A 22703-nucleotide genomic window follows, 5' to 3' on the forward strand; every position below is an offset into this window, starting at 1 on the left:
TATCAGACACATACATTCGTACATTTTAACAAAAAAACGGCTGAAAACATAGGTATCACCATTATCACTTTGTCCTGACCGGGGCGCAAGCCAAAACGGAGCAACCTCGGCAGCCAGGGCCAAAGTTACTCCGTTTCAGCGGCGCATCTATATAAACGACGGAGGGAGCAGCTCTAGAAACTCTCCCGGCCGCCGGTCATACCGATGATACTCGCATAGCCTGTAATTCATGTCCTCTTGCCTTAGCATATTCCGCAGGCCGGAAGAACGTTCCGGTTATTTATCGGACGTTGCCGCGTCCGGGGTAATAGCCGGGCTGGTGACCGGTGAAGCAGACGCCGCCGGAGAAGCGGTAGGCGCTGAAGAGTTGGCAGGAGCCGGAGAAGCGGATGGAGCAGGTGTTGCGCTCTCTGCCGGAACCGTGTATACCTTCGTCGTCTGCGTACCGTCCTCAAGCTGTAGCACATAAGTGAACTGGGTGCCGTCTTCCGACCACACACCGGAGACCCAGTTCCCCTCCAAAGGAAGCGAAGTTAATACTGTCCGTTGTTGTTCTTCTCCTTCTGCGGTTAAGCTATAGATTACAACATGCTGGCCAGTCATCTCAGCCATATGCTGCCCGTCGGGTGAAGTCCACGAGGCCTGCGCAGCCATCAGTGACAAGGCTCCTTCTGTAGGGGCTGAAGTCGGCGCCATCCGCTCATCCCCCGCAGCCGCCTTATCGTCCGCTATATTCTCTTGTGTTGGCGCACTCGACGTCGTGCTTTGGGGCTCCGCCGACCGGCTATCCGCTTTCTTGGTGCTCTTGGGGCGGTCCGCCGGAGGCGCAGTAGCGGCGCGGTTGCTGATCGGAGCTTCGCTTACCGCAGGCACCTTGTCTGAAGCCATACCACCGCCGGCTGCGGCTGGTTGATCAGCACCCTCACTGGGAGCAGGCGGTGCAGATTTCAAATTAACGTCTGCAGATTCACTAGGCGTGGCCTGGTCCATCTTATTAAGATCACTGCTGCTGCCGCTGTTATTCTGTCCGTCCGCCTGCGGGGCGTCTGCACTGCTCTCCGTACTCATGCTGGAGTTCGCCGCTCCGCCGCTCATTAGCTTAGATGACATATCCAAGTCTGCGCCTGGCAGACTCTTCGGCATATTGAATACGGCGATGAGCAGAATCACCGCTGCCGCCGCAGCACCAATGCCTGTCCGCGCAGCCAGTGAAGGGCCCTTGGACTTCTTGCCCCGGTTATTTGCACGGGAGAAGGGAATAACCTTCGGATCTTCCGGCTCCATTACGGCAGGCTCTTCCGGGACACCGCGGTCCAGCTGATCAAGCTGAGGCAGGATAGAGTCAACCAGACTGAAGGGGGGCTTCACATCCGGAAGCTGCTCCAGCTGCTGGGAGAGCAGCGTCAGCCGGTCCAAGACTTCCGCGCAGGAAGGACAATCGTCGATATGACGGAACATTTCAAGCATTTCTTCCTGACTGAGATCATGATCTAAATAGCGGTGCATCCATTCCATCACCTCCGCGCACTTCATCCTGACACACCACCTTTCTGATACTCCTGAAGTCTATTCTGCAGCTGCTGCCGCGCCCGGAACAGGTACGATTTGACCGTGTTCAGAGGCAGATCCAGACAGTCTGCAATCTCGTTGTAAGAAAAATCCTGTAAATAGCGAAGCACGATTACCGTCCGGTGATGCTCCGGAAGCTGGTCGATGGCCTCGCGGATATCCTCCGCCAGATAACCCGACATCACTTCGCGCTCTACGTTATGTTTTTTATCCTGGAACACCATTTCGTGTTCATCGATAGAAACGGTAGGCTTCGTTCTCCGGAATTTGTCTATACATATGTTGGTTACTATTCGCTGAACCCATGTTTTGAACTGCGCCTTCTCCTCATAGGAGCCGATCTTGGTGTACACCCGGATCAACGCTTCCTGGGAGGCATCCAGAGCATCCTGTTCATTATGCAGAATGTAGAAGGCCGTCTTATATACATGCCCTTCAATTTCTCGCAATAGGGTGATTAGAGCGTCGCGATCGCCCGCTTGAGCGGCTCTGATGAGTCCCTGCTCCACCACGAAGGTTCCCCCTCTCTATGCAATCTTACTGACGCGCAAGACTGCGAATTTGTTGCAAGCCTGTAATGATTATTTTAAAAGATAAAAACGATATGCTTCGCGCATAAATGTTCCTTATCTTTCCCGCTGAAACGGTACCGTCCTAAAAAAGGACGGCAAAGCCGTTTCTACTTGTAGTCCACAATCCCTACTAAGCATACAAGGGATGCTGCTATCATTCAAATACTCTTTTTATAGAAGTTAGTTACAGAAATGACATGAGAAGCAGACCGTCCCGTACCTGACTTACGCTACGACCGAGACGGCTCCTCTAATGTATATAATGTAGTTGCGCACACCAGGAGCACAGCATAATTCTCCCTGGAGTCATCATCAAGCACATATACTTCCCCCTGCTCAAAAAGTTGCGGATGATTATAGTTACGATACAGTTTATAGATGGCTCCCGCGCTCACCCTGCAGCCGTGGACTGCAGTTCGAATCTCCACATAATCGGCTTCTTCCACTACCAGTGTCGGGTACAGCTTGCTGCGAAGATCGTCGCCAGTCATGGCATCACCTTTCAGGTATACTTCTCAATGTCCGCAGGCGCCTCTGCACTCTGCCTCTATTATAAGTATTGCCCGAAGCGGCAGCAATTCCATCATTTAGGCATATCTACATTCAACAAAAAAATGCCCTGCCCCATAGGGGCAAGACATTTCTGTTGTACATGTATTTTACTTGCCTTGAATCTCCTTGAACTTCGCTACATACTGAGCAGCCAGCTCTGTGATCTGGTCATAGCGGCCTTCCTTGGCCGGTGCGGTCAGGTTGCCGCCGATGCCGACAGCGATGCAGCCGTTCTTGATCCATTTCTCCATATTGTTCAGATCCACGCCGCCGGTAGGCATAATGTTGACATGCGGCATTGGCCCCTTAACCGCCTTGACATAGTCCGGTCCGAACGCACTGCCAGGGAACAGCTTCAGCACATCCACACCCAGCTTCAGGGCTTCCTTCATCTCATTCAGCGTCATGCAGCCCGGCATGTAAGGAATGCCGTACAGATTACACATCTTAGCAGTATCCTCTTCAAAAGACGGGCTGACCACAAATTCCGAACCAGCCAGAATAGCTATTCTTGCCGTCAGCGGATCAAGTACAGTACCGGCACCAATCACGGCGCGGCCTCCGTATTCTTCCACCAAGCGCTTAATCGCTACTTCGGCTCCCGGAGTCGTGAAGGTCACTTCGATATTGTTCAGTCCGCCCTCGATACAAGCCACCGACATGGCATAAGCATCATCGGCATTATCCGCGCGGATAACGGCTACTACGCCAACAGAGGTGATATTCTGCAATACTTTAATTTTCTTCATGGTTGTTACTTCCTCTCTGGTTATATATTCATAAGAATAATAATTTAGATAAACTAATTTATCTATTTTACTAACATCAGGCTTTATCCTTCTAAGAAAATAGTAATAACATTGCCGCTAACAGTCAATATATATTTATTCAGGAAGCGTTATCAATCCTTCGAAAATATTCAAAAACGCTTATGTATCAAGGACAAACGAATGTATCCCCCTGTTTCCTATACAAAATAAGCCCGCAGAATGAGCATTGCTATATTGTACAAAACCGTTTTATGTGATAATTTCAACTTATATTCTATTCCAAACCATAAACTAGGATCTAATTATACCCCTGCTATGCTTCCGAAGCGAGTTTTGCGAAGAAGACGCAAGGAGTGTATGCTATCAAAACTTTTAGGAGGAACTATTCATGAATAAACAGCTGGATGCAGTCACCTTCGGGGAGCCGATGGCTATGTTCTACGCCAATGAAGCCGGCCCCCTGCATGAGGTCACTTCCTTCTCCAAGGCGCTGGCAGGTGCGGAGAGCAATGTAGCCACCGGATTATCACGCCTGGAGCATCTGACCGGTTATGTGACCAAGCTTGGCGAAGACAACTTTGGCCAGTTCATCACCTCGGCGCTGAACAAGGAGAAGATCGATACCGCGAGCATCACAACGACCAAGGAATTCTCCACGGGCATGCTGATCAAATCCAAGGTACTCACTGGAGATCCCAAGGTGGAGTATTTCCGCAAAAATTCCGCCGCCTCCAAGCTGAGTCTCGCCGACTTCGATGAAGATTACTTCGCTTCCGCAGGCCATCTGCATGTGACCAGCATCTCTTCCGCACTCTCGGCTTCGTGTCACGAGTTCTCGCTGCATGCCATGGAGTTCATGAAGCAGCGCGGCAAGACCGTATCACTGGACCCGAATCTGCGCCCGACCCTGTGGCCAGACACCGAAACTATGGTTAATACGATCAACGATCTGGCTACCCGCTGCGACTGGTTCCTGCCCGGACACGGAGAAGGCAAGATTCTCACCGGTCTTGAGACTCCGGAGGAGATTGCCGGGTACTATCTGGAGCGCGGCGTATCCCTTGTAGTGATTAAGCTCGGTCCTGAGGGCGCTTACTACAAGACCTCCGCTGGTGAAGAGGGTTATGTGGACGGCTTCAAGGTCGAGCAGGTTGTCGATACGGTCGGTGCCGGAGACGGCTTCGCGGTTGGGGTGATCAGCGCTATGCTGGAGAAGCTCAGCGTAGCAGAAGCCGTGAAGCGCGGCAATGCGATCGGCGCACTCGCCGTGATGTCGCCTGGCGATATGGATGGCCTTCCCACCCGTGCCCGGCTGGAGGAGTTCATGAGCGCAGGCGTATAGCCAAAGAGCAGGTGCTCTGCTGCCGGCAGAGCCAGGCTTCAGCATGAACACACATTAGCACAGCAAAAAGGGTGTCCCTGAGCCGACAGACGGCTGGGACACCCTTTTGTATATGTTATTGACTTACGGACCGGAGAGCCGTTATTTGGGGAATTGCTGCACTATAGCAAGCCTAACGGACTCAGATGACTTTAAGCCGCACTTCGCGGGCATCTAGCGCCCTAAATAGCAATTTAACGGCTCCTGAGTCCGTAAAACTTACAAAACCCTTCTTTTCCGCACAATAACGGCCCATGGGTCCGTAAAGCCGTGGATTCCTGAGCAGATTTCCTATATGTTGTCACCACGATGGACCTTTCGCCGCCCCGACCTGCTCTATTCCGGCTTAACCGGCGGCTGCACCGACTCCCCCTGCTGCAAGGAAGGCGGGAACCTGTAGGTGATGGGCATCGCGCTGTCCGCATCGTTGATCAAAGAGAGCATGATCTTGGCCGCCTGCATCCCCATCTCGTAAGCCGGCTGGCGGATCGTTGTAATATCAGGATTATAGATCCGGGCGAATTCGGCATCGTCAATGCCGATGACCGACAACTGGCCGGGGATCGCAATGGCATTGCGGTTCGCATATTTAAGAATTTCGCCCAGCACCAGATCATTGGCGGCAAGCAGCGCTGTTGGAGGCTCGGGAAGCTGCAGCAGCTCGTCCATTGCAGATGCGATGTCTTCGCGTGACACACTTCGCATATACGAACCCAGCAGCGGCAGACCCGCTTCCTCCATCGCTTTTTTGTACCCGCTCATTCGCTCCTTGCGCGGGGTAATCGCATGTACGCCAAGCGGTAGGGATAGAATAGCAATCGCTTCATGGCCGTGGCCGGTCAGCTCCCGGATAGCAGTCTTCACCGCCATCTCGTTATCCAGCAGCAGGCTCTGGGTCGTGATCCCGTCAACCAGCCGGTCCATGAAGACCAGCGGATATTCCGCTTCAATTAATCTGGTATAAGGCGCAGGCTGATCTCCCGCCGGAAAAATAATCAGGCCATCCACCTGACGGGCGACCAGCGTCTCCACATAAGTATTCTCCTTATCGGCATTCTCGTCCGAGTTACAGATGATCACCTGAATCCCATGGCGCTGCAGCTCATTCTCGATCGCCCGGATACACTGGATGGATAGCGAATAATCAATATTGGCCACAATAATGCCAACCATATGCGTGCGGTTCTGCTTGAGACTGCGGGCAAGTCCGTTGGGCTGGTAATTCAGCTCATCGATAACCTCGGCAATGCGGTTTTTGGTCGCCTCACTCATATACTTGAACCGTTTATTCAAAAATTGCGAGACTGTGCTTTTCGATACGCCCGCTTTCTTAGCCACATCCTCAATAGTCAGCTTCTTCATTGATCCCGCTCCACTCTTCGATATCGAACTCCAGAAGTAAACACAAATCACGTTTACTTAGAGATATTATCAAAAAGTATAGCTTTTTTTTAGTAAATTATCTATAGGGAATGGAATGAAGCAGCAGACAGAAAAAGAGAACCCCGTAGCCTCACCAGGATTCCTCTATTAGATGCTGCAAACACTGAACGCTCACTTCCCTGTCTTAGCGGGATCAATCTGCTGTCCGTGTTCCTGATAAAACCAATCATAATACCACTGCTGGCCGAGGAGCAAGACAACATCCGCTCTACGCTTCTTCCCGTTCACTTCATAAATTGCCGTCTGCAGCTGGCCTTGAACGTCGATACTGATTTTGCTGCTTATATTCTGTATCGCTCCAGTAGCAATATCATATAATGCACCATGCATATCATAACCGTTATTACCATTCTTCGTATAATATACAAGCAGCATCTCGCTGTTAAATTTGTCAAAAGCAATTAAAGATCTGTACACGGTATATTTGTCATCTAAGCTGCTTAAATCCAGCAGTTCCTGCGGGGTTACTGTTTCACCTGCTGCGGCTGATTTTAAATTCAGAACAGATAACTTTTCAGGTGTCATTCCTATGCCCTTCCCCAAGGTGATCGTTCCGATACCCAGCACTACATAGTCACCTCCGTCACAGATCCCCGTAAGTTCATAATAACGCTGCGAGCCGCCGGCATATAGCGGTAAGGTATAAATCCGTTTAGCAGTAGCTTCAGATAGCTCAGACTGGCCTATTGGAGACAGATACAATGTGTAAGGCTCCGTAGGATGGGTGTATTTGGGCTTGCTGTAATTGACCATCGGCGGCGGCGGCGACCAGACAATCCCGGCGTTAGTCTTAACAGCACGCGCGCGCGTCTTGTCTCTGTTCATCGGCAGGGGCATGTAATACTTCATTCCGCCAAGCTCGAACTCCGCAGAACCAACCGGCGGGCTGTAGGATTGCGGTGACGCTGAAGAAGCTGCGTTCGGAGATGCCGAAGGCTGGACCACAGCCGCTCCCGAGCCAGGCTTAAAGACCGCTGCCAGCCTCCCTGCAGGATCGAGCCCGTCCCCTGGGCCAAACGGCCAGATCAGCGTGACGAGCAGCAGGATGGCTGCCAATCCCCCAAGGGCGGCCACCCGCCCGAACGGGCGGCGTAGTCCGCTTTTGCCCGATGAGCCTTCTGCCGCAGCTTCTTCAATCCGCGCCATGAGCTGTGGCGTGAATCCAGGCTCTGCAAGCGGGTTCCGCCCGGCTTGCTTATACCAGTCCTTCTCCCCGCTCATCACCTTCACTTGCTCTTGCTCTTGTTTTGTCTTCACAGGTCTTCCTCCTTTATCGCCGTTCTCACTTTCTCTCTGGCCCGTCCGAGCCGGGATTTGACCGTTCCCTGCGCGATCCCGAGCAGAGCGGACATCTCTGCCACCGGCAGGTCCTGCTGAATATCCAGTACCAGCACCTCCCGGTACTTGTCCGGCAGCTCCATGATAATCTCCCAGATGCGGTTAGCGTATTGATTACCGATGGCCTCTTTCTCCGCAGACAGGGAGGCCCGGGTGTCCTCATGTTTACCCAGCGGAGCGAACCTCCGCCAGAAGCTGTTACGCCTTAAGCTGAATGCGGTATTGCGTGTGATGGTCAGCAGCCAGGTTTTTAGAGTAGCCTGTCCCCGGTACTTGCCGATGCTCTTGTATGCCTTAAGAAATACCTCCTGGCTGATATCGCTGGCCTGCTCCCGGCTGCGGGTTAAGAAAAAAGCATAATTCCATACATCCTGTCCGTAAGTCTCCATCATCTCGCGAAGCGATACCGATGAGGCACAGGTCATGCTATACGTTAGTTCTTTACTCTGCATGTTCTCTCCCCTCTCACCTAATAAGACTCCTGCCGGCGGATATGGTTCCCTGTTATTGTAAAACTGAATATGCGGATTGCACTTTCTGCAATAGAATTGCCGATATTTGCCGTTAATCTCCATTCTATTGTATTTCCTGCATTAGAATTTCGAGAATCTGCTCATTTAGCCCCTGTTAGCTGAAATCGAGTGTACAAAATACAACGGATCTGATTCCCCTCCTGAATTTAAGGAGCATCTAATGTATAAAGTGCAATGAAATTCATATCCCCCGGAGGCTAAACGCTTTCAAAAATCACAGCCGTTTCCCCTTCCCTGGAGCCCCTGTCTGCATCATTCCACAGCCCCGCAAATTGCTTAAAAAAAATACTAATTAATTATAAGAGAATAGAATGCAGGCGGGGCGTGGGATTGGAGGTTTTAAGCTCTGTTTGGAGGGGCCGCAGAGGTCTGTCTGTCTCTTGACTTTTCAATATATGGTATATAAAATGATTAAGCATTACTAAATATAGTGTATATAAGAGCTAAGCCCATAAATCTAGTGATTTCGCCCAAGTTCATTTGTCAAGTAGAAAGAGCTGTAGAATGGGCAACATGTTATAGGAGGTTAGGAGCCATGTTGATTGCTTACGATTCCAAGACCGGCAACGTCAGAAGATTCATTAATAAACTGAAGCTTCCGGCGGTTCAAATCGAAGAGCATATGACGATCGACGAGCCTTACGTGCTTGTTACATACACTACCGGATTTGGACAGATTCCAGAGAAGGTGTCAACATTCCTTGAACGAAACCATTCCAGGCTCAAGGGCATCGCCGCGAGCGGCAACAAAAACTGGGGCGAGCTATACGCGCACAGCGCAGACTTAATTGCACAGCGTTACAACGTACCGGTGGTCGGCAAGTTTGAATTGTCGGGAACCTTCGGGGATGTACAGCGCATAAAACAGGAGGTGGACCGGGTTGCGGCATATTGAATTGAACAACATGTTGATGAAGAGAGACGAAAGCGGCTTTTTCCAATTGGATAAGGACCAGGAGGCAGTAGCCGAGTTCATGCAGGATGTGGAGCGGCGTAGCCTGACCTTCACGGATACGAAAGCCAAGATTGATTATATGATTGCCAATGACTACTACGAGGACCTGTACGACCGCTACTCCGCTGCTGAGATGGAGGATGTCTACCGGATCGCCCATGAATATAATTTCCGCTTCCCTTCCTATATGGCGGCTTCCAAGTTCTATACCGACTATGCCGTCAAAACCAATGACCGTAAGCAGTACCTGGAGCATTATCCGGACCGCGTAGCGGTAGTGGCTCTGCATCTGGGACGGGGTAACGTAGAGACTGCCCGTACACTGGCCCGCTCGATGATGGAACAGCGCCTGCAGCCGGCGACACCAACCTTCCTCAATGCCGGTAAAAGCCGCCGCGGCGAGATGGTCTCCTGCTTCCTGCTGGAGATGGATGACTCGCTCAATTCAATCAACTATGTGCTGAATACCTGCATGCAGCTGTCGAAAATCGGGGGCGGCGTTGCGGTCAATCTGTCCAAGCTGCGCTCGCGCGGCGAGACCATTAAGGGTGTAGAGGATGCGGCCAAAGGCATTATGCCTGTCCTGAAGCTCATGGAAGACGGCTTCTCCTATGCGGACCAGATGGGCCAGCGTAAGGGTTCGGGTGCGGCTTATTATAATATTTTTGGCTGGGACGTACTTGAATTCCTGGACAGCAAGAAGATTAACGCCGACGAACGGACACGCCTGAAGACGTTGTCTATCGGCCTGATCGTGCCTAACCGCTTCTACAAGCTCGCGCAGGACAATCAGCCGCTGCATGTGTTCGCTCCTTACACAGTCTATCAGGCGTACGGTACGCACTTGGATGACATGGATCTGGACGTCATGTATGACACCCTCCTTGCTGATCCGCGCGTGAAGAAAAGAATCGCCATGAGCGCACGCGACATGCTGACCAAGATCGCCATGATCCAGCTTGAATCGGGCTATCCGTATATTATGAATAAGAGTAATGCCAATAACGCGCATGCCCTGCGTAATGTGGGCCAGATCAAGATGTCCAACCTGTGCACCGAGATTTTCCAGTTGCAGGAGACTTCAGAGATTAACGACTACGGTCAGCAGGACGAGATCCGCCGCGATATCAGCTGCAACCTGGCTTCCCTCAACATCGTGAACGTGATGGAGCACGGCAAGATCCGTGAATCCGTACATGAGGGCATGCTGGCACTGACGGCTGTCAGCGATATGACTACTGTCTCCAACGCTCCGGGCGTAGCTAAAGCGAACAAGGAAATGCACTCCGTAGGTCTGGGTGTAATGAACCTGCACGGCTATTTCGCCAAGAACAAGGTGGCTTATGAGAGTGAGCAGGCCCGTGATTTCGCACGCACCTTCTTCATGACTATGAACTATCACTCGATTGAGAAAAGTATGGAGATTGCCGCTGAGACCGACGAGACCTTCTATGGCTTCGAGCAGTCGGACTATGCGAGTGGCGTGTATTTCGACCGTTATATAACTACAGACTACCGTCCGGTTACGACAAAAGCACAGGAACTGTTCGAAGGGATCTACATTCCTACAACTGAGGACTGGAAGCAGCTGCGTGACCAAGTGATGAAGCACGGCCTGTACCATGCTTACCGTCTGGCAATTGCGCCGACCGCAAGCATCTCGTACATCCAGAATGCGACCTCCAGCGTCATGCCGATTGTAGAGCAGATCGAGACCCGCACGTATGCTAACTCGACCACCTACTATCCGATGCCTTACCTGCGTCCGGACAATGTGTTCTATTATAAATCCGCCTACCAGATGGACCAGTTCAAGGTGATTGATCTGATTGCGGAGATTCAGCCTCATATCGACCAGGGTATCTCAACGGTTCTGCATGTGAACAGTGATGTTACAACCCGTGAGCTGGCCCGCTCTTACCTGTATGCGGCGCACAAAGGGCTGAAATCCCTGTACTACACCCGGACCAACAAATTGTCTGTCGAGGAATGCCTGGCCTGCTCCATCTAAGAGGGGCACAGGTACAGAAAGGGAGAATATACGATTATGAGCGCAATCCAAGCCGTGAACTGGAACCGTCCCGACGACGATTTCTCGCTGATGTTCTGGAACCAGAATATTATGCAGTTCTGGACCGACGACGAAATTCCATTATCCGATGACAAAATGTCCTGGCTCACGCTGAGTGAGATTGAAAAGGACTCTTATATGAAGGTGCTGGGCGGACTGACCCTGCTGGATACGATCCAGGGCGGTGTAGGGATGCCACAGATTATGGAGCATGTGGACGGCTTGCAGCGCAAGGCGGTCCTCGGCTTCATGGGCATGATGGAGCAGATTCATGCGAAGTCATACAGCAGCATTTTCACCACACTGGCTTCGACTGAGCAGATTGACGGGATTTTCCGCTGGGTGGAGGACAATACGTTCCTGCAGTTCAAGGCGGAGACGATCTCGGAGTATTATCAAAAGATTGAGACCAAGAAAGACCTCTATCTGGCGATGTCCGCATCGGTTCTACTGGAGAGCTACCTGTTCTATAGCGGCTTCTTCTACCCGCTCTATCTGGCCGGACAAGGCAAAATGACCTGCAGCGGCGAGATCATCGACCTGATCCTGCGTGATGAGAGCATCCACGGCGTCTATGTCGGCGTGCTGGCCCAGGAGATTTTCGAAGAGCTGTCCGAAGAAGACCAGAGCGATGTCTACGAGACACTGGTCGGCCTGCTTCGTCTGCTCCACGCGAACGAGGAGCAATACACCGAGCAGATCTACGCACCGATCGGTCTGGTGGATGAAGTGAAGACCTTCCTGCGCTACAATGCCAACAAGGCGATGATGAACCTCGGCCATGATCCGCTGTTCGATGAGGAAGAGATTAACCCGATCGTCCAGAACGGAATCAGCACCCACACGAAGCAGCATGACTTCTTCTCGAAGAAGGGGAACGGGTATGTGCGGGCTATGAATGTGGAGCCTTTGCGGGATGAAGACTTTAAGTTTTAAGGGGTAGATTAAACTTGTAGTCTCTTTATCTTGGGATAGTCGTGACTCCAGAGAATATTTGGACTTCCGGCCGCTGTTGTATACAGATTTCCTTGATTAGACCGCTGTTCGCGGTAGAAATCCGTATACAAAGGCGGACGCTATCGCTCCTACAGTTCCAAAATTCCCTTCCGCCATTCATCCCTTAATTTGTATATTACAAGTTCAATCTATTTGATGGTATGTAGAATAAGTACCCGGTCGCTTGGACAAGCTGCCGGGGCTTTTTTTGTGATACACCTTTTCAGTTCCCTCAAAGGTTCTGAATAAACATCGAAACCCAAGCTTCACTTTTCATTGAAACGGTACCGTCCCGAAAAGGAAGACAAAGCCGGTTCTACTTATGAGACCATATTGTTACTGGGACGTAGGAGTAGGAGTGGCTATTTTACAAGAAAGAGGTGTAACGGGATGGCGATACATATTCAGGAGTACGGAGACCCGGATGGGGCTTGTCTGATGGTCTTCCTGCATGGCGGGGGTGTGAGCGGGTGGATGTGGGAGAAGCAGGTGGCGGCGTTCGCCGGGTATCATTGTCTGGTCCCGGACCTGCCGGGGCACGGGTTCAGCCGGGAGGATACGGAGTTCACGATCCGCAGCAGTGCGGAGGAGCTTCTGTTGCTCATTGAGGAGCGGGCTCAGGGACGAAAGATCGTTGTCACCGGCTTCTCGCTGGGCGCACAGGTGTTGGTTCAGATGCTGGGGTTAAGACCGGAGCTGATCGATTATGCCATCATCAACAGCGCGTTAGTGCGGCCCATTCCCTCCGCCAGCAAGCTGATCGGGCCGGCGGTCAGACTGTCTTTTCCGCTGATTAAGTACAGATGGTTCGCGAAGCTACAGGCTAAGACGCTCTATCTGGGCGAGGAGTACCTGGAACGGTATGTTGAAGAGAGCCGGCAGATGGAGCTGAAGACGCTGATCCGGGTGCTGGAAGAGAATATGTCGTTCCGCATTCCAGCCGGGTTCAGTGAGGCCACAGGCAAGATACTGGTTACTGTAGGTGAACGTGAGAAATCTGTCATGAAGCAATCCGCCCGGGACCTTGTAGCTGTGAATCCCCGCTGCATGGGCGTGGTGATTCCCCTGATGGGACATGGCCTCTCTCTGGCGAAGCCGGAGCTGTTCAATAAGCTGGTCGATGCCTGGATTCAGGGCGGGGAGCTGCCCGGGGAATGCAGAAGAATCTGATTCCCTCAGGCGCGAAGTGACGCTAGTTCAGATCCTCCCTGATTTTGTAGCGGACAGCAAGATAGCTTAGTATTAGAATCGCCGCAACCGCTACTCCGAATGTATGAATCAGGTCGGCCGTGCTGCCTAGATCCTTGACCCGTACGAGCGTGTTGATCAGCAGATATTGCGTCAGATGAGTGCCTGTGAACTGATTCTCCAGCGCCCCCAGTACCATCCCGATCACATTCAGGGCCAGAACGAAGCCGGCGCTCAAGCTGATGAGCAGGTTCTTAGTCATCATAGCAATGCAGAGAACAAGCAGTGAGAACGCCCAATGCAGCAAGAATTGGCTGGCCAGCAGAGTAATGAGCGTACCTGGATCTCCCATATCCGTCTGGTCAAAGAACATCCTTCTCCCGATCCCATCCGCAATTAACAGCGTCAGGAATAGCATTGCCACGAATAGGGCGAGAATCGCCATTTTGGAGAAGACGGAGTGGATTCTTGCCTGTCTCATGGAGATATAGTTCTTGTGGAAGCCGGAATTCCATTCGCTCATATAGAAATAGATCGTGAATACGGCGATATAGATCAGCATCCAGGAAGGCGGCTGTGAGATCGTGTACTGGATGAAGTCTATCTCCGTTAAATTTCCGATCTGAACACCGCCTTCCTCCACAGGCTGCGCGTATTGCTTCATCATATAGATGCCGAAGATCTGAAAGGCACAGAACAAAAGCAGCAGCAAGTACATAATCTTGTTTCGCGTGAAGCGGTACAGGTCCATCCGCAACAGATTAATCATGGCGTTCACCTGCACTTTCCGTGCGTTCCAGGAAATACTGCTCCAGGCTCTGCTTATGTCTTGAGATGGAATCTACCATTATCCCATGCTGCGCCAGCTCCTGGACGATCTGCCGGATGCGGATATGCTCGTCGTATACATACACCGTACGGCTGTCCACCACTTTATATTGTGTAATCTTCAGCTCGCGCTCCAGCACCGGGAGAGCCTCCCGGGCTTCCTCCACGCTAATCTCGATCCGTTCCTCACAGCGCTGCTGTAATTCTTCCTTGGAGATTACCTCGGCGAATTCCCCCTGATGGATAATGGCATACTTGGTGGCGATTTTGGAGAGTTCCTCCAGAATGTGGCTGGAGATCAGAATCGTCAGACCCGTTGCGTTCAGCTCCAGAATGAGCTCTCTAATCTCTACAATCCCTTGCGGATCAAGCCCGTTAATCGGCTCATCCAGAATTAGCACATCGGGACTTCCAAGCAAAGCCACCGCGATTCCCAGCCGCTGCTTCATGCCCATGGAATAGCTTTTAACTTTGGCGGTATTCTTAGGGTCCAGTCCTACGAGCCTCAGCAATTTCTCTATCGTGGTCTCCCTGTCACTTAGACCATATGCGATGGCGAGCAGCTTCAGGTTCTCATAAGCCGAGATATTCAGATATAACCCGGGCTGCTCAATCAGTACCCCCATCCGCTCAAAAAAAGACTGCTCCCCCGCCGCCGCACGGTTGAAAAAATGTAGCTCTCCCGAGGTCGGATATACGTGTCCGCTGATCATTTTGAGCAGCGTGGATTTGCCCGCACCGTTCTTGCCGATGATGCCGACAATCTCTCCTCTGTAGATTTTGAGATTGGCATTCCTCACCGCTGCTTTCGATCGGTACATCTTGGTCACTCCGCATAGTTCAATGATGCAATCTGTCATGTCTGCCACCTCCTTACCCTAAGTTAACAGGATGAAGACTAATAGTTCGCCAACAAAAGGTTAAGAAAGTTCAAAGTTCATCATGGACTCAACCGGAAGCCGATGCCCCAGACCGTATCGATATAGGCTTCGCTGTCGTGCGCTTTGATTTTATTGCGGATATTGCTGACATGTACCGTTATCGTCTTGTCCTCGCCCAGATAGATCTCCTCCCAGGCCAGCTCATAGAGATCCTGCTTCGTGAACACGCGTGAGGGATTCCTGACCAGCAGCTCGACAATCCGGTATTCCTGGCGGGTCAGAGCGAGCACGCTGCTATGAATTCTGACACTGTAGGCCGTGCAGTCCAGTACCAGATTTTTATGCCTGAACTCCTTCACCGGCTCACCGGCAGCTGTCCGCTGGATATGGACATGGATGCGGGCGATCAGCTCCTCCAGCTCAAAGGGCTTGGTCACATAATCATCAGCGCCCAGCGTGAACAGATCCAGCTTATGATCCAGCTGATCCTTTGCCGAGAGGACAATAACCGGAATCCGGGACTTCAGCTCCTCACGCAAACGATGCATAAATGCCTCGCCGGACAATCCGGGCAGCATCAGGTCCAGGACAATGAGGTGGTACTCCTGCTCTGCCAGATTCAGCATCCCTTCACTGCCCGAATAGGCCCGGGTACACTGAAAGCCTGCGGCGGTAAGCCCGTCATGCAGAATTGCGTTAATATGCTCGTCATCCTCAACGATGAGAATTCTTTTGCTGTTACTATTGAGAGGGATGCCCATGGGGGTGCTCCTTTCCCGCTTTTGCGAATTCGATATCAATGCTGAAGATACCGCTGGCGGAATTGGCCGATGCGTCGCCGTTCATTTTCTCCATCAGCGCCTTCACAATCGAGAGTCCAAGACCTGAGGAATGCCGGGTACGCGACGGATCTTCTCTGTAAAAGCGGGTAAAGATCTTCTCCGTATCCACACTGCTGCCTGGCTTAAGCCGATTGGTGAAGCGTATACACAGCATCTCCTGCCTGTCTTCAACCTCTACGGTCCACGGGCCTTCGCCGTGGATGAAATAGTTGCCGATGATATTGGTAAAGATTCGTTCCAGCGCATGGATATCCCCCATCACCCGGGGAGAACGCTCCGGCAGCCGAAGCTCAGGCTCATTCCCGGACCGGGTAAAATCATCAATGAACGTAAACAGGTTCCGCTTCAACACCTCCATAACGTCCAAGGGCTGCAGCTCCAGACTGTATTCGGGATTCTGCAGCTTGGTATAGAGGAACAGCTCGTCCACCAGCTTAATAATCTGCTGTATTCTCGACTGGGCAAGCGCTACGTACCGCCCCTTCTCCTGCTCCGCCTCTGTCTGCAGCGCCAGCTGAAGGTAACCATCCAGTGAAGTGAGCGGCGTGCGGATATCATGCGACAGACTGGTAATCGCCAGATTCATCTCCTGATTCTTGCGGCTGAACTGTTCTCCCATCGCTTGCTGGCGGCTTAACAGGTTATTGCACTCCCACACCAGCCTGCCGATCTCCTTTGGCTTCAACTGGGTCGCTACCAGCTTACGGGATTGATGCTCCACGATAAAAGACAGCTGGCTGCTAATCTGACCAACCTGTCTCCGGTAGTTCAGCATGTACACAGTCTGGGCAATCAGCAGCAGCAGGAGTCCTGCCAGAACAATAAGGATACGATCAACTCCTCTCATATGGTTTTATTATATACGATTACAGAGTCTTAGTCCGGGGTGGGGGTGCGCTTGTGGCGTATAGAGATTCCCTCCTTGCTCACTCTAAGCTGAATCTCCCCCTGCTGATCGGTCCGGTAGATCTCAGTATTTGCGTCAGCCAACCGGTCCAGTACACCGCCATTGGGATGCCCGTACATGTTATTCACACCGGCTGAGATTACAGCGGCCCCGGGGTTCCAGAAAGCGAGCCAATCTGCACTGGTGGCGGTTTTGCTGCCGTGATGGGCGACCTTGAGGGCATCGATGGGTCTGCCTTGCCGAATCCCGGATTGACTTGCGGAATGTAGGATGGCCTCCTCTGCAGCCTGATCCATATCTCCTGTGAAAAGAAAGCTCCGGCCGTTCATCTCCAGCCGGAACACCACCGATTCGTGGTTCTGGTCCTCCACTTCCTCTGGCAGGATCTGTCCATCCGCTCGCGGCTCCGGCCAGAGGAAGTTCAGCCGCGTGGCCTCGTCCGGAGCCAGCGACATGCCCTGCTGCACCGGATACAGCCGGACACCCGCGTCCAATGCGGTCGTCATCAGCTTGGTGTACGGCTCTGTGTCGGCTAATGTTCCGTTGAACAGCAGCGCCGATACCGGCATCCCTTCCAGCACCGCCTGGAGCCCTCCGGCATGGTCCTGATCGCCATGCGTCAGAATAACCGCGTCCAGCCGGTGGATACCCCGCTGCTTCAGGAGCGGCAGCAGCGTCTTCGCCCCGACCTCGAACGGGCTGCGGCGGATGCGCCATTCCTCCCGGTTGCCGAAGCTCACAGTACCGCCGCCGTCCACCAGGATATGCGTTCCACCTGGCGTGGTAATCAGACTGCTGTCCCCCTGGCCTATATCCAGGAAGCTGATGGAACCGGAGCCGTCGCGTATAGCCTTGGCGTTATAGCCTTTGTAGAGCAGAATGGTCAGGCCTACAGCGCACAGTATCGCTGCGGGATTGCTCCAACGCGTAGCTCCAGTCGGCGGATAGGCTTGAAAGGCCAGCGCGGCTCTTCTACTGTTCGCAATGGATAGCAAATCTGGCTGGTTGGTGGTGTTGATAGGGTTACCCGGCCTCTCCAGTTCCGCCAGCGGACGGGTCTCATCATCCATGAACTGGGGAACAAGCCTAGCTTCAGTCCTCCGCTTCAACGCAAGTAACAGACCGTACAGTAGCCCGTAGTAGAGACAAATCCACAGAAAGGAAGGGGAAGCCCAGATCAGCACCCCGGCGGTGAATCCGTTCACCCACTCCACTGCTGCAAAAGTGATATTATTCAGTATCTCTGCAAGCTGTGCCAGCAAAAGTGCTGCTGTATTCCAGATCCGCCCAAGGAGCAGTGCCAGTGTCCCCAGGGGCAGTACCAGGAAGGTGATGAAGGGAACCAGCAGTAGATTGGCGGCAACCGACAACAATGAGAATTGGTTGAAATAATAAATCGTCAGCGGAAACGAGACCAGCTGAGCAATAATCGTTACAGAGAGACTGCTGCCCAGCCAACCCAGTAACCGCCTGAATAGCGGCGCAGCGAGTGGCGTGTACACCATGAGTCCTGCCGTCACCAGAAAAGACAGCTGAAAACTGATACTAAGCAGCAGATAAGGGTTCCAGACCAACATCATCAGAGCGGATGCAGCCAGAATGTTCAGTCCATCCTTGAGCATGCCCAGCCTTGCCGCCAGCAGGGCAATCATGCTCATGATCCCGGCGCGGATCACGGACGGTCCGGCCCCGGACAGCAGCACATAGACCGGCACCAGCAGCAGGGTCACCGTCAGTGCGGTTTCTCTGGTTAAGCGGCAGCGGCGCAAGAGAACAAGGATCACTCCGACGTACACCGCCACATGCATCCCCGAGATGGCCAGGATATGGGTAAGCCCGAGCTGCGAGAACTGTCTGAAGGTCTCCGGGTCCAGTTCCTTTTGGATACCAATGACGAGGCCCTTCATATAACCCGCATGAGGCTCCTGAAATAAGCGGCTCATTTCTGCACCGAGCATTGAGCGTGCCCGATCATTCCAGCGTAGAATAGTGGACGGCTCCCACGAGACTTGGGGGTTAACCGTTACACTGGCTGTTCCCGTTCCTTTGAGCAGCCAGTGAATCTTTTGGGTGAGCAGATAGGCACGGTAGTCGAATCCGCCGAAGTTGCGCGCTATCTGCGGTTGTATCAATTCCCCCTCAATGACCACCCGGTCTCCCCGCTGCCACAAGGCAGCCTCAGCGATCTCACTCTCCTCCTGGAGCTTGATTTGTACGGTTACACGTTCACCTTCAGCACTCCTCTCCAACGCACGCTCTGCGCCTGTCTTTGCCGTATCACCCGAATTCACTTCGGCCTGCACTTCGCCTTCCGTTCCCGCTGCGGCGGCCAGCTCCCCCTGATGCAGCCTGATCCCAGACAGCTTCACGACAAAATCAACCCGGTCCCCGTCCCGCTCTACCGGAGAAGCGATAACGCCTGCGGCTGTTATATATGCTTCATTCAGTTCGCTCACCGGTTGCCCCAACACCTCAGGCAGCAGACTCACATTGCGTACCTCGCTGTATTTCCAGTATAAGGCTGCCACAATCAGTGCTGTCACCAACACCCCAGCCGTCCTCCAGCGTATTCCGCCGCTCACCGCCCAGACTACAGGCAGCAACAATAGCCCTGTGAGGCAGAACAGCAGACTGCGGCCAGAGAACAAACATCCTGCGGCACTTCCCGCTACCCAGCAGACCGTAAAGCTTAAGAGCGGCCTTCTGTTCATAATCATCTCTCCTTCCTAATTAGCACTAGACGCCAAAGAACCCCTGCATACGCATACAAATGCGTGTACAGAGGTTCTTCCCCTGAAGCCCGTCACTATTCTTTTCGCGTCTCGTTCAGCCAACTATGTTAAGCCCGTCAGCCCATCCGTAGGTGCTGCTTATTCAGATACCGAAATCATCGTTTCTTTAGGCGGCTCATAGTTCTCCAGTTGACGGAACACAATGCCTTTGGAGGAGAGCATCGCCTGTACCTTTTCCATGTCTTTCTTGTAAGGACGCAGGTAGACAATCTCCACGATCCCGCTGTTAGCCAGCATATTGGCACAGGTCCAGCAGGGTTCATCCGTCACATAGACTGTACTGCCTTCCCGGTCGCTCCGGTCTGTGAACAGCAGCAGATTCTGCTCGGCATGGATCGTGCGGATGCAGCGCTGCTTTTTGACCATTGTCTCTACACCGTCTATCATCTCACGCTCGTATTGCTCAGAGACCATACAGCCTGCTTCCGAGCAGTCAGGAACGCCCATCGGCGCACCGTTATAGGCCGTACCCAGCAGCTTCTTCCCCTGCACCAGCACCGCGCCGACATGGCGGCGGGGACAGCGCGAACGGGTGGAGACCATGCAGGCAATATCCATGAAGTATGTATCCCAGTTCTTGCGGTAAGCCACAGTCATCAGTAATCTCCACTTTCTCTTCAATAGTTGTTCATTATTGTAGCATACCCGGCTGCGTTTTCACTAGGATATTGATAGCCCGCAACAACCTACATTTCGCCTATCTCTCGCTTAGATCTCCCGTCCCGCCACTTCTACACCTCATTTGTTCATCCGTAGAGTGGGGTGTGATTGCACTTCATACAGTAGAAATTGCATTCTCAGCGCCTAAGTAACGTTCTGCTGCACTTCATACAATTGATTCTTTCATTTAGTCTCCAAAGAACCTCTTTTGCAAAATTCTAATGTACGAAGTGCAGCAGCTTCAGTTATCAGGCGGATTGTGGGCTAATCTAATGTACTGAGTGCAATTGCAGCTTACTGTGCCTCTGTCCATGCTCAGTATGGAGCCCGCTAAGTGGAAAAACTACAACTGTTACTGGTAAAAGCGCCGAATGTAAGCTAGTAGTTGGAAAAACGACACTTAATTCGTTACAAATCGCTGATTCAGCGCATTCGGACCAAATTAGATGCCCTAAATCCACTTACTGTTCGTCAAGGTAGCATTTAAGATTTATTAAGTGGAGGAAATCCAACTGCTTCCCCGACAGACGGGTTGTTCGGAGACGGAGACATTCGGGACGGCGGCCTTAAAATGCCACCAGCGGCTTCAGCTTCTCCAGCAGCTTGGGGCCGATGCCCTTCACCTTGCCCAACTCCTTCACGCTGCGGAAGGCTCCCTTACTAGTGCGGTAGTCGATAATTGCCTGTGCTTTCTTCTCCCCGATGCCCGGCAGATCCATAAGGGCTTTGGCATCGGCTTTATTCACATTGATCCGGCCGTCAGCCGCTGCCGGGGCTGCAGTGCCAGCGGCTCCACCAGTTCCAGCTGTTCCATCACCGGTGGCCGCACCGCCAATAACTCCGCTACCCGCTTCGCCTACAACATTCGCACCAGCAACTCCATTACCAGTCACACTCCCGCCAGCTCCTGTGTCCACTGTTGCACCACCCGTGACTGCGTTGCCAGTTACTCCACTACCCGCCGTACCGCCACCAGCTACCTCGCCACCTGCCTCTCCACTACCCGCCGCACCTGCAACACTCCAGCCAACTGCCCCGTCCCCCGCCGCACTCCCTCCAGTTACTCCACTCCCTGCCGTACCGCCACCCGGTACCTCGCCACCTTCCGCTCTGCTCCCTGCCGCACCAACCGTACTCCCGTCATTAGCCCCGGCGGCTGCACTGCCACCCTCACCTTCAGCCGCTACACCCAGCGCCTGCGCCATTCCGGCGTTCAGTGTAGACCATCCGGCAATGCCGGCGTCCTGTGCTCTATGGTCTGCGGCCCATACCAGGCCGCCGCCCAGCAGCGCGGCGGTGATGGCGCAGATGATCAATCTTTTATCCATCAGGTTGTCCTCCCTCAATAAACTGGAATTTTATTCAAAACTGTGATGAATACCTGTCATGTGTCCAAGTCTGGCCTGCATACATATAACGAAGAGTATCACTGTAAGCCAGCAGCATAAGAAAGGAGGTACCACAGGATGAAAGTGGGATTTATCGGAACAGGCAGCATGGGAAGTCTGCTGATCGACACCTTCCTTCGGTCGGGAGCCCTTGAGCCATGTGATGTGATGGCCAGCAACCGCAGCCCGGGCAGGCTGATGGAGCTGAAGAAGCTTCATCCCGGAATTACGATATGCTCCGGCAACATCGAAGCCGCCTCGGAGAGCGACCTGGTGTTCCTGTGTGTCAAGCCTTTGCAGTTCAAGCGGGTAACCGATGAGATCGCCCCTTATCTGCGCAGCGACCAGATCGTTGTATCGATTACAAGCCCTGTGCAGCTCTACCATCTGGAATCGGCCCTGCCCTCCAAGGTCGCCAAAATCATTCCCAGCATCACCCATTCCGTCCGAGGCGGGAGCTCGCTGTGCATCTTCGGTAGCCGATTAAATAAAAAAGACAGGCTGCTGCTGCTCCAGTTATTCTCCTGCATTGGTGTTCCGGAGGAAATTCCTGAGAATCATACGCGGATTGCCTCGGATTTCTCCAGCTGCGGTCCGGCCTTTCTGAGCTATTTCCTGGAGCGGTGGATTGAAGCGGCTGTAGAAGCAACCGGCATCGACGAAGCCCTGGTCACCCGGCTCGCAGGGGAGATGCTGCTGGGTACGGGTAAGCTGTTGACCGAAGGCTCGTTCACCCCGCAGGAGCTGCAGGAACGGGTAGCCGTCCGTGGGGGTATTACCGCGCAAGCCCTGAATCACTTGCAGACCAGTCTGGAGGGGGTATTCGAACGCCTGATCACTACCACACACGACAAATACGATGAGGATGTGGAAAAGCTCGACGAGCTGTTCGGACTCGGCAGCATTGCCCAGAGCCGGATAGACCGCTAAGGCATCCTGCCCCCTGCCTTGGCCCTGTCCCTTCCCATGCTGGCAGTCGTCACGCTTCACAGGCCGCCCTGAAACCAAGAAAGCCCGCAGCACGGAAACCTCCGTTG

General features: G+C 52.9%; 20 protein-coding genes. 6 read left to right on the forward strand and 14 right to left on the reverse strand.

Annotated elements, in window-relative coordinates; genetic code table 11:
* Positions 1–276: 276 nt before the first annotated feature.
* The 4 genes from NYE26_RS22805 to NYE26_RS22820 form a co-directional block, all read right to left on the reverse strand.
* The gene (locus tag NYE26_RS22805; protein WP_339250321.1) at positions 277–1533 is read right to left on the reverse strand and encodes a zf-HC2 domain-containing protein; all 1257 of its coding nucleotides are present in this window, start codon (positions 1531–1533) and stop codon (positions 277–279) included.
* Positions 1530–2081 (reverse strand): sigma-70 family RNA polymerase sigma factor, encoded by a 552-nt coding sequence (locus NYE26_RS22810; protein ID WP_036690462.1) that lies wholly within the window; start codon positions 2079–2081, stop codon positions 1530–1532. The genes NYE26_RS22805 and NYE26_RS22810 overlap by 4 nt, the downstream gene beginning before the upstream one ends.
* 290 nt (positions 2082–2371) lie before the next feature.
* Positions 2372–2632 carry a hypothetical protein gene (locus NYE26_RS22815; protein ID WP_036732251.1) on the reverse strand — a complete coding sequence of 87 codons (261 nt, stop codon included), beginning with the start codon at positions 2630–2632 and terminating at the stop codon, positions 2372–2374.
* 168 nt (positions 2633–2800) lie between these two features.
* Positions 2801–3442: a bifunctional 2-keto-4-hydroxyglutarate aldolase/2-keto-3-deoxy-6-phosphogluconate aldolase gene (locus NYE26_RS22820; protein WP_036732253.1), complete on the reverse strand. Its 642-nt coding sequence runs from the start codon at positions 3440–3442 to the stop codon at positions 2801–2803.
* Between the two features lie 409 nt (positions 3443–3851).
* Here NYE26_RS22820 and NYE26_RS22825 point away from each other — a divergent pair, with 409 nt between their 5' ends.
* Positions 3852–4805: a sugar kinase gene (locus NYE26_RS22825; RefSeq protein WP_339250324.1), complete on the forward strand. Its 954-nt coding sequence runs from the start codon at positions 3852–3854 to the stop codon at positions 4803–4805.
* 375 nt (positions 4806–5180) lie between these two features.
* On the opposite strand, the gene NYE26_RS22830 is transcribed toward NYE26_RS22825, so the two are convergent.
* The 3 genes from NYE26_RS22830 to NYE26_RS22840 all read right to left on the reverse strand — a co-directional run bounded on the left by NYE26_RS22830 (position 5181) and on the right by NYE26_RS22840 (position 8077).
* The gene (locus tag NYE26_RS22830; RefSeq protein WP_339250326.1) at positions 5181–6206 is read right to left on the reverse strand and encodes a LacI family DNA-binding transcriptional regulator; all 1026 of its coding nucleotides are present in this window, start codon (positions 6204–6206) and stop codon (positions 5181–5183) included.
* Positions 6207–6398: 192 nt separating this feature from the next.
* A complete protein-coding gene (locus NYE26_RS22835; protein WP_339250328.1) occupies positions 6399–7544 on the reverse strand; it encodes a hypothetical protein in 1146 nt (381 codons plus the stop codon).
* Entirely contained in the window at positions 7541–8077 is a 537-nt protein-coding gene (locus NYE26_RS22840) for a sigma-70 family RNA polymerase sigma factor (RefSeq protein WP_051478639.1), read from the reverse strand. Before NYE26_RS22840 ends, NYE26_RS22835 begins: the two co-directional genes overlap by 4 nt.
* A 616-nt stretch (positions 8078–8693) precedes the next feature.
* On the opposite strand from NYE26_RS22840, the gene nrdI reads away from it, so the two are divergent.
* From nrdI to NYE26_RS22860, 4 genes are all read left to right on the forward strand, one after another.
* Entirely contained in the window at positions 8694–9053 is a 360-nt protein-coding gene (nrdI, locus tag NYE26_RS22845) for a class Ib ribonucleoside-diphosphate reductase assembly flavoprotein NrdI (RefSeq protein ID WP_036732265.1), read from the forward strand.
* Positions 9040–11124, forward strand: coding sequence for a class 1b ribonucleoside-diphosphate reductase subunit alpha (nrdE, locus tag NYE26_RS22850; RefSeq protein WP_339250332.1), 2085 nt, complete (start codon positions 9040–9042; stop codon positions 11122–11124). Before nrdI ends, nrdE begins: the two co-directional genes overlap by 14 nt.
* Positions 11125–11160: 36 nt before the next feature.
* Complete coding sequence (gene nrdF / locus NYE26_RS22855; protein WP_339250334.1) at positions 11161–12120, forward strand: class 1b ribonucleoside-diphosphate reductase subunit beta; 960 nt, start codon at positions 11161–11163, stop codon at positions 12118–12120.
* Positions 12121–12570: 450 nt separating this feature from the next.
* Positions 12571–13350, forward strand: a complete 780-nt coding sequence (locus tag NYE26_RS22860; protein ID WP_339250336.1) for an alpha/beta hydrolase — start codon at positions 12571–12573, stop codon at positions 13348–13350.
* Positions 13351–13372: 22 nt separating this feature from the next.
* Here the strand turns inward: NYE26_RS22860 and NYE26_RS22865 are convergent, their stop codons facing one another.
* From NYE26_RS22865 to NYE26_RS22895, 7 genes are all read right to left on the reverse strand, one after another.
* On the reverse strand, positions 13373–14137 hold the full coding sequence (locus NYE26_RS22865) for an ABC transporter permease (protein ID WP_339250338.1): 765 nt from the start codon (positions 14135–14137) through the stop codon (positions 13373–13375).
* Positions 14130–15056, reverse strand: coding sequence for an ATP-binding cassette domain-containing protein (locus NYE26_RS22870; RefSeq protein ID WP_339250340.1), 927 nt, complete (start codon positions 15054–15056; stop codon positions 14130–14132). The genes NYE26_RS22865 and NYE26_RS22870 overlap by 8 nt, the downstream gene beginning before the upstream one ends.
* A gap of 80 nt (positions 15057–15136) precedes the next feature.
* Positions 15137–15838, reverse strand: coding sequence for a response regulator transcription factor (locus tag NYE26_RS22875; protein WP_036732277.1), 702 nt, complete (start codon positions 15836–15838; stop codon positions 15137–15139).
* The gene (locus tag NYE26_RS22880; RefSeq protein ID WP_339250342.1) at positions 15819–16766 is read right to left on the reverse strand and encodes a HAMP domain-containing sensor histidine kinase; all 948 of its coding nucleotides are present in this window, start codon (positions 16764–16766) and stop codon (positions 15819–15821) included. The genes NYE26_RS22875 and NYE26_RS22880 overlap by 20 nt, the downstream gene beginning before the upstream one ends.
* Positions 16767–16795: 29 nt before the next feature.
* On the reverse strand, positions 16796–19537 hold the full coding sequence (locus NYE26_RS22885) for a ComEC/Rec2 family competence protein (protein ID WP_339250344.1): 2742 nt from the start codon (positions 19535–19537) through the stop codon (positions 16796–16798).
* 159 nt (positions 19538–19696) lie between these two features.
* On the reverse strand, positions 19697–20215 hold the full coding sequence (locus NYE26_RS22890; RefSeq protein WP_076082103.1) for a dCMP deaminase family protein: 519 nt from the start codon (positions 20213–20215) through the stop codon (positions 19697–19699).
* Between the two features lie 629 nt (positions 20216–20844).
* A complete protein-coding gene (locus tag NYE26_RS22895) occupies positions 20845–21606 on the reverse strand; it encodes a helix-hairpin-helix domain-containing protein (RefSeq protein ID WP_339250346.1) in 762 nt (253 codons plus the stop codon).
* A 138-nt stretch (positions 21607–21744) separates the two neighbouring features.
* On the opposite strand from NYE26_RS22895, the gene comER reads away from it, so the two are divergent.
* Positions 21745–22596 carry a late competence protein ComER gene (gene comER / locus NYE26_RS22900; protein ID WP_339250348.1) on the forward strand — a complete coding sequence of 284 codons (852 nt, stop codon included), beginning with the start codon at positions 21745–21747 and terminating at the stop codon, positions 22594–22596.
* Positions 22597–22703: the final 107 nt, after the last annotated feature.

The sequence above is a fragment of the Paenibacillus sp. FSL P2-0136 genome (assembly GCF_037975325.1).
GTDB classification, from domain to species: domain Bacteria; phylum Bacillota; class Bacilli; order Paenibacillales; family Paenibacillaceae; genus Paenibacillus_AQ; species Paenibacillus_AQ silagei.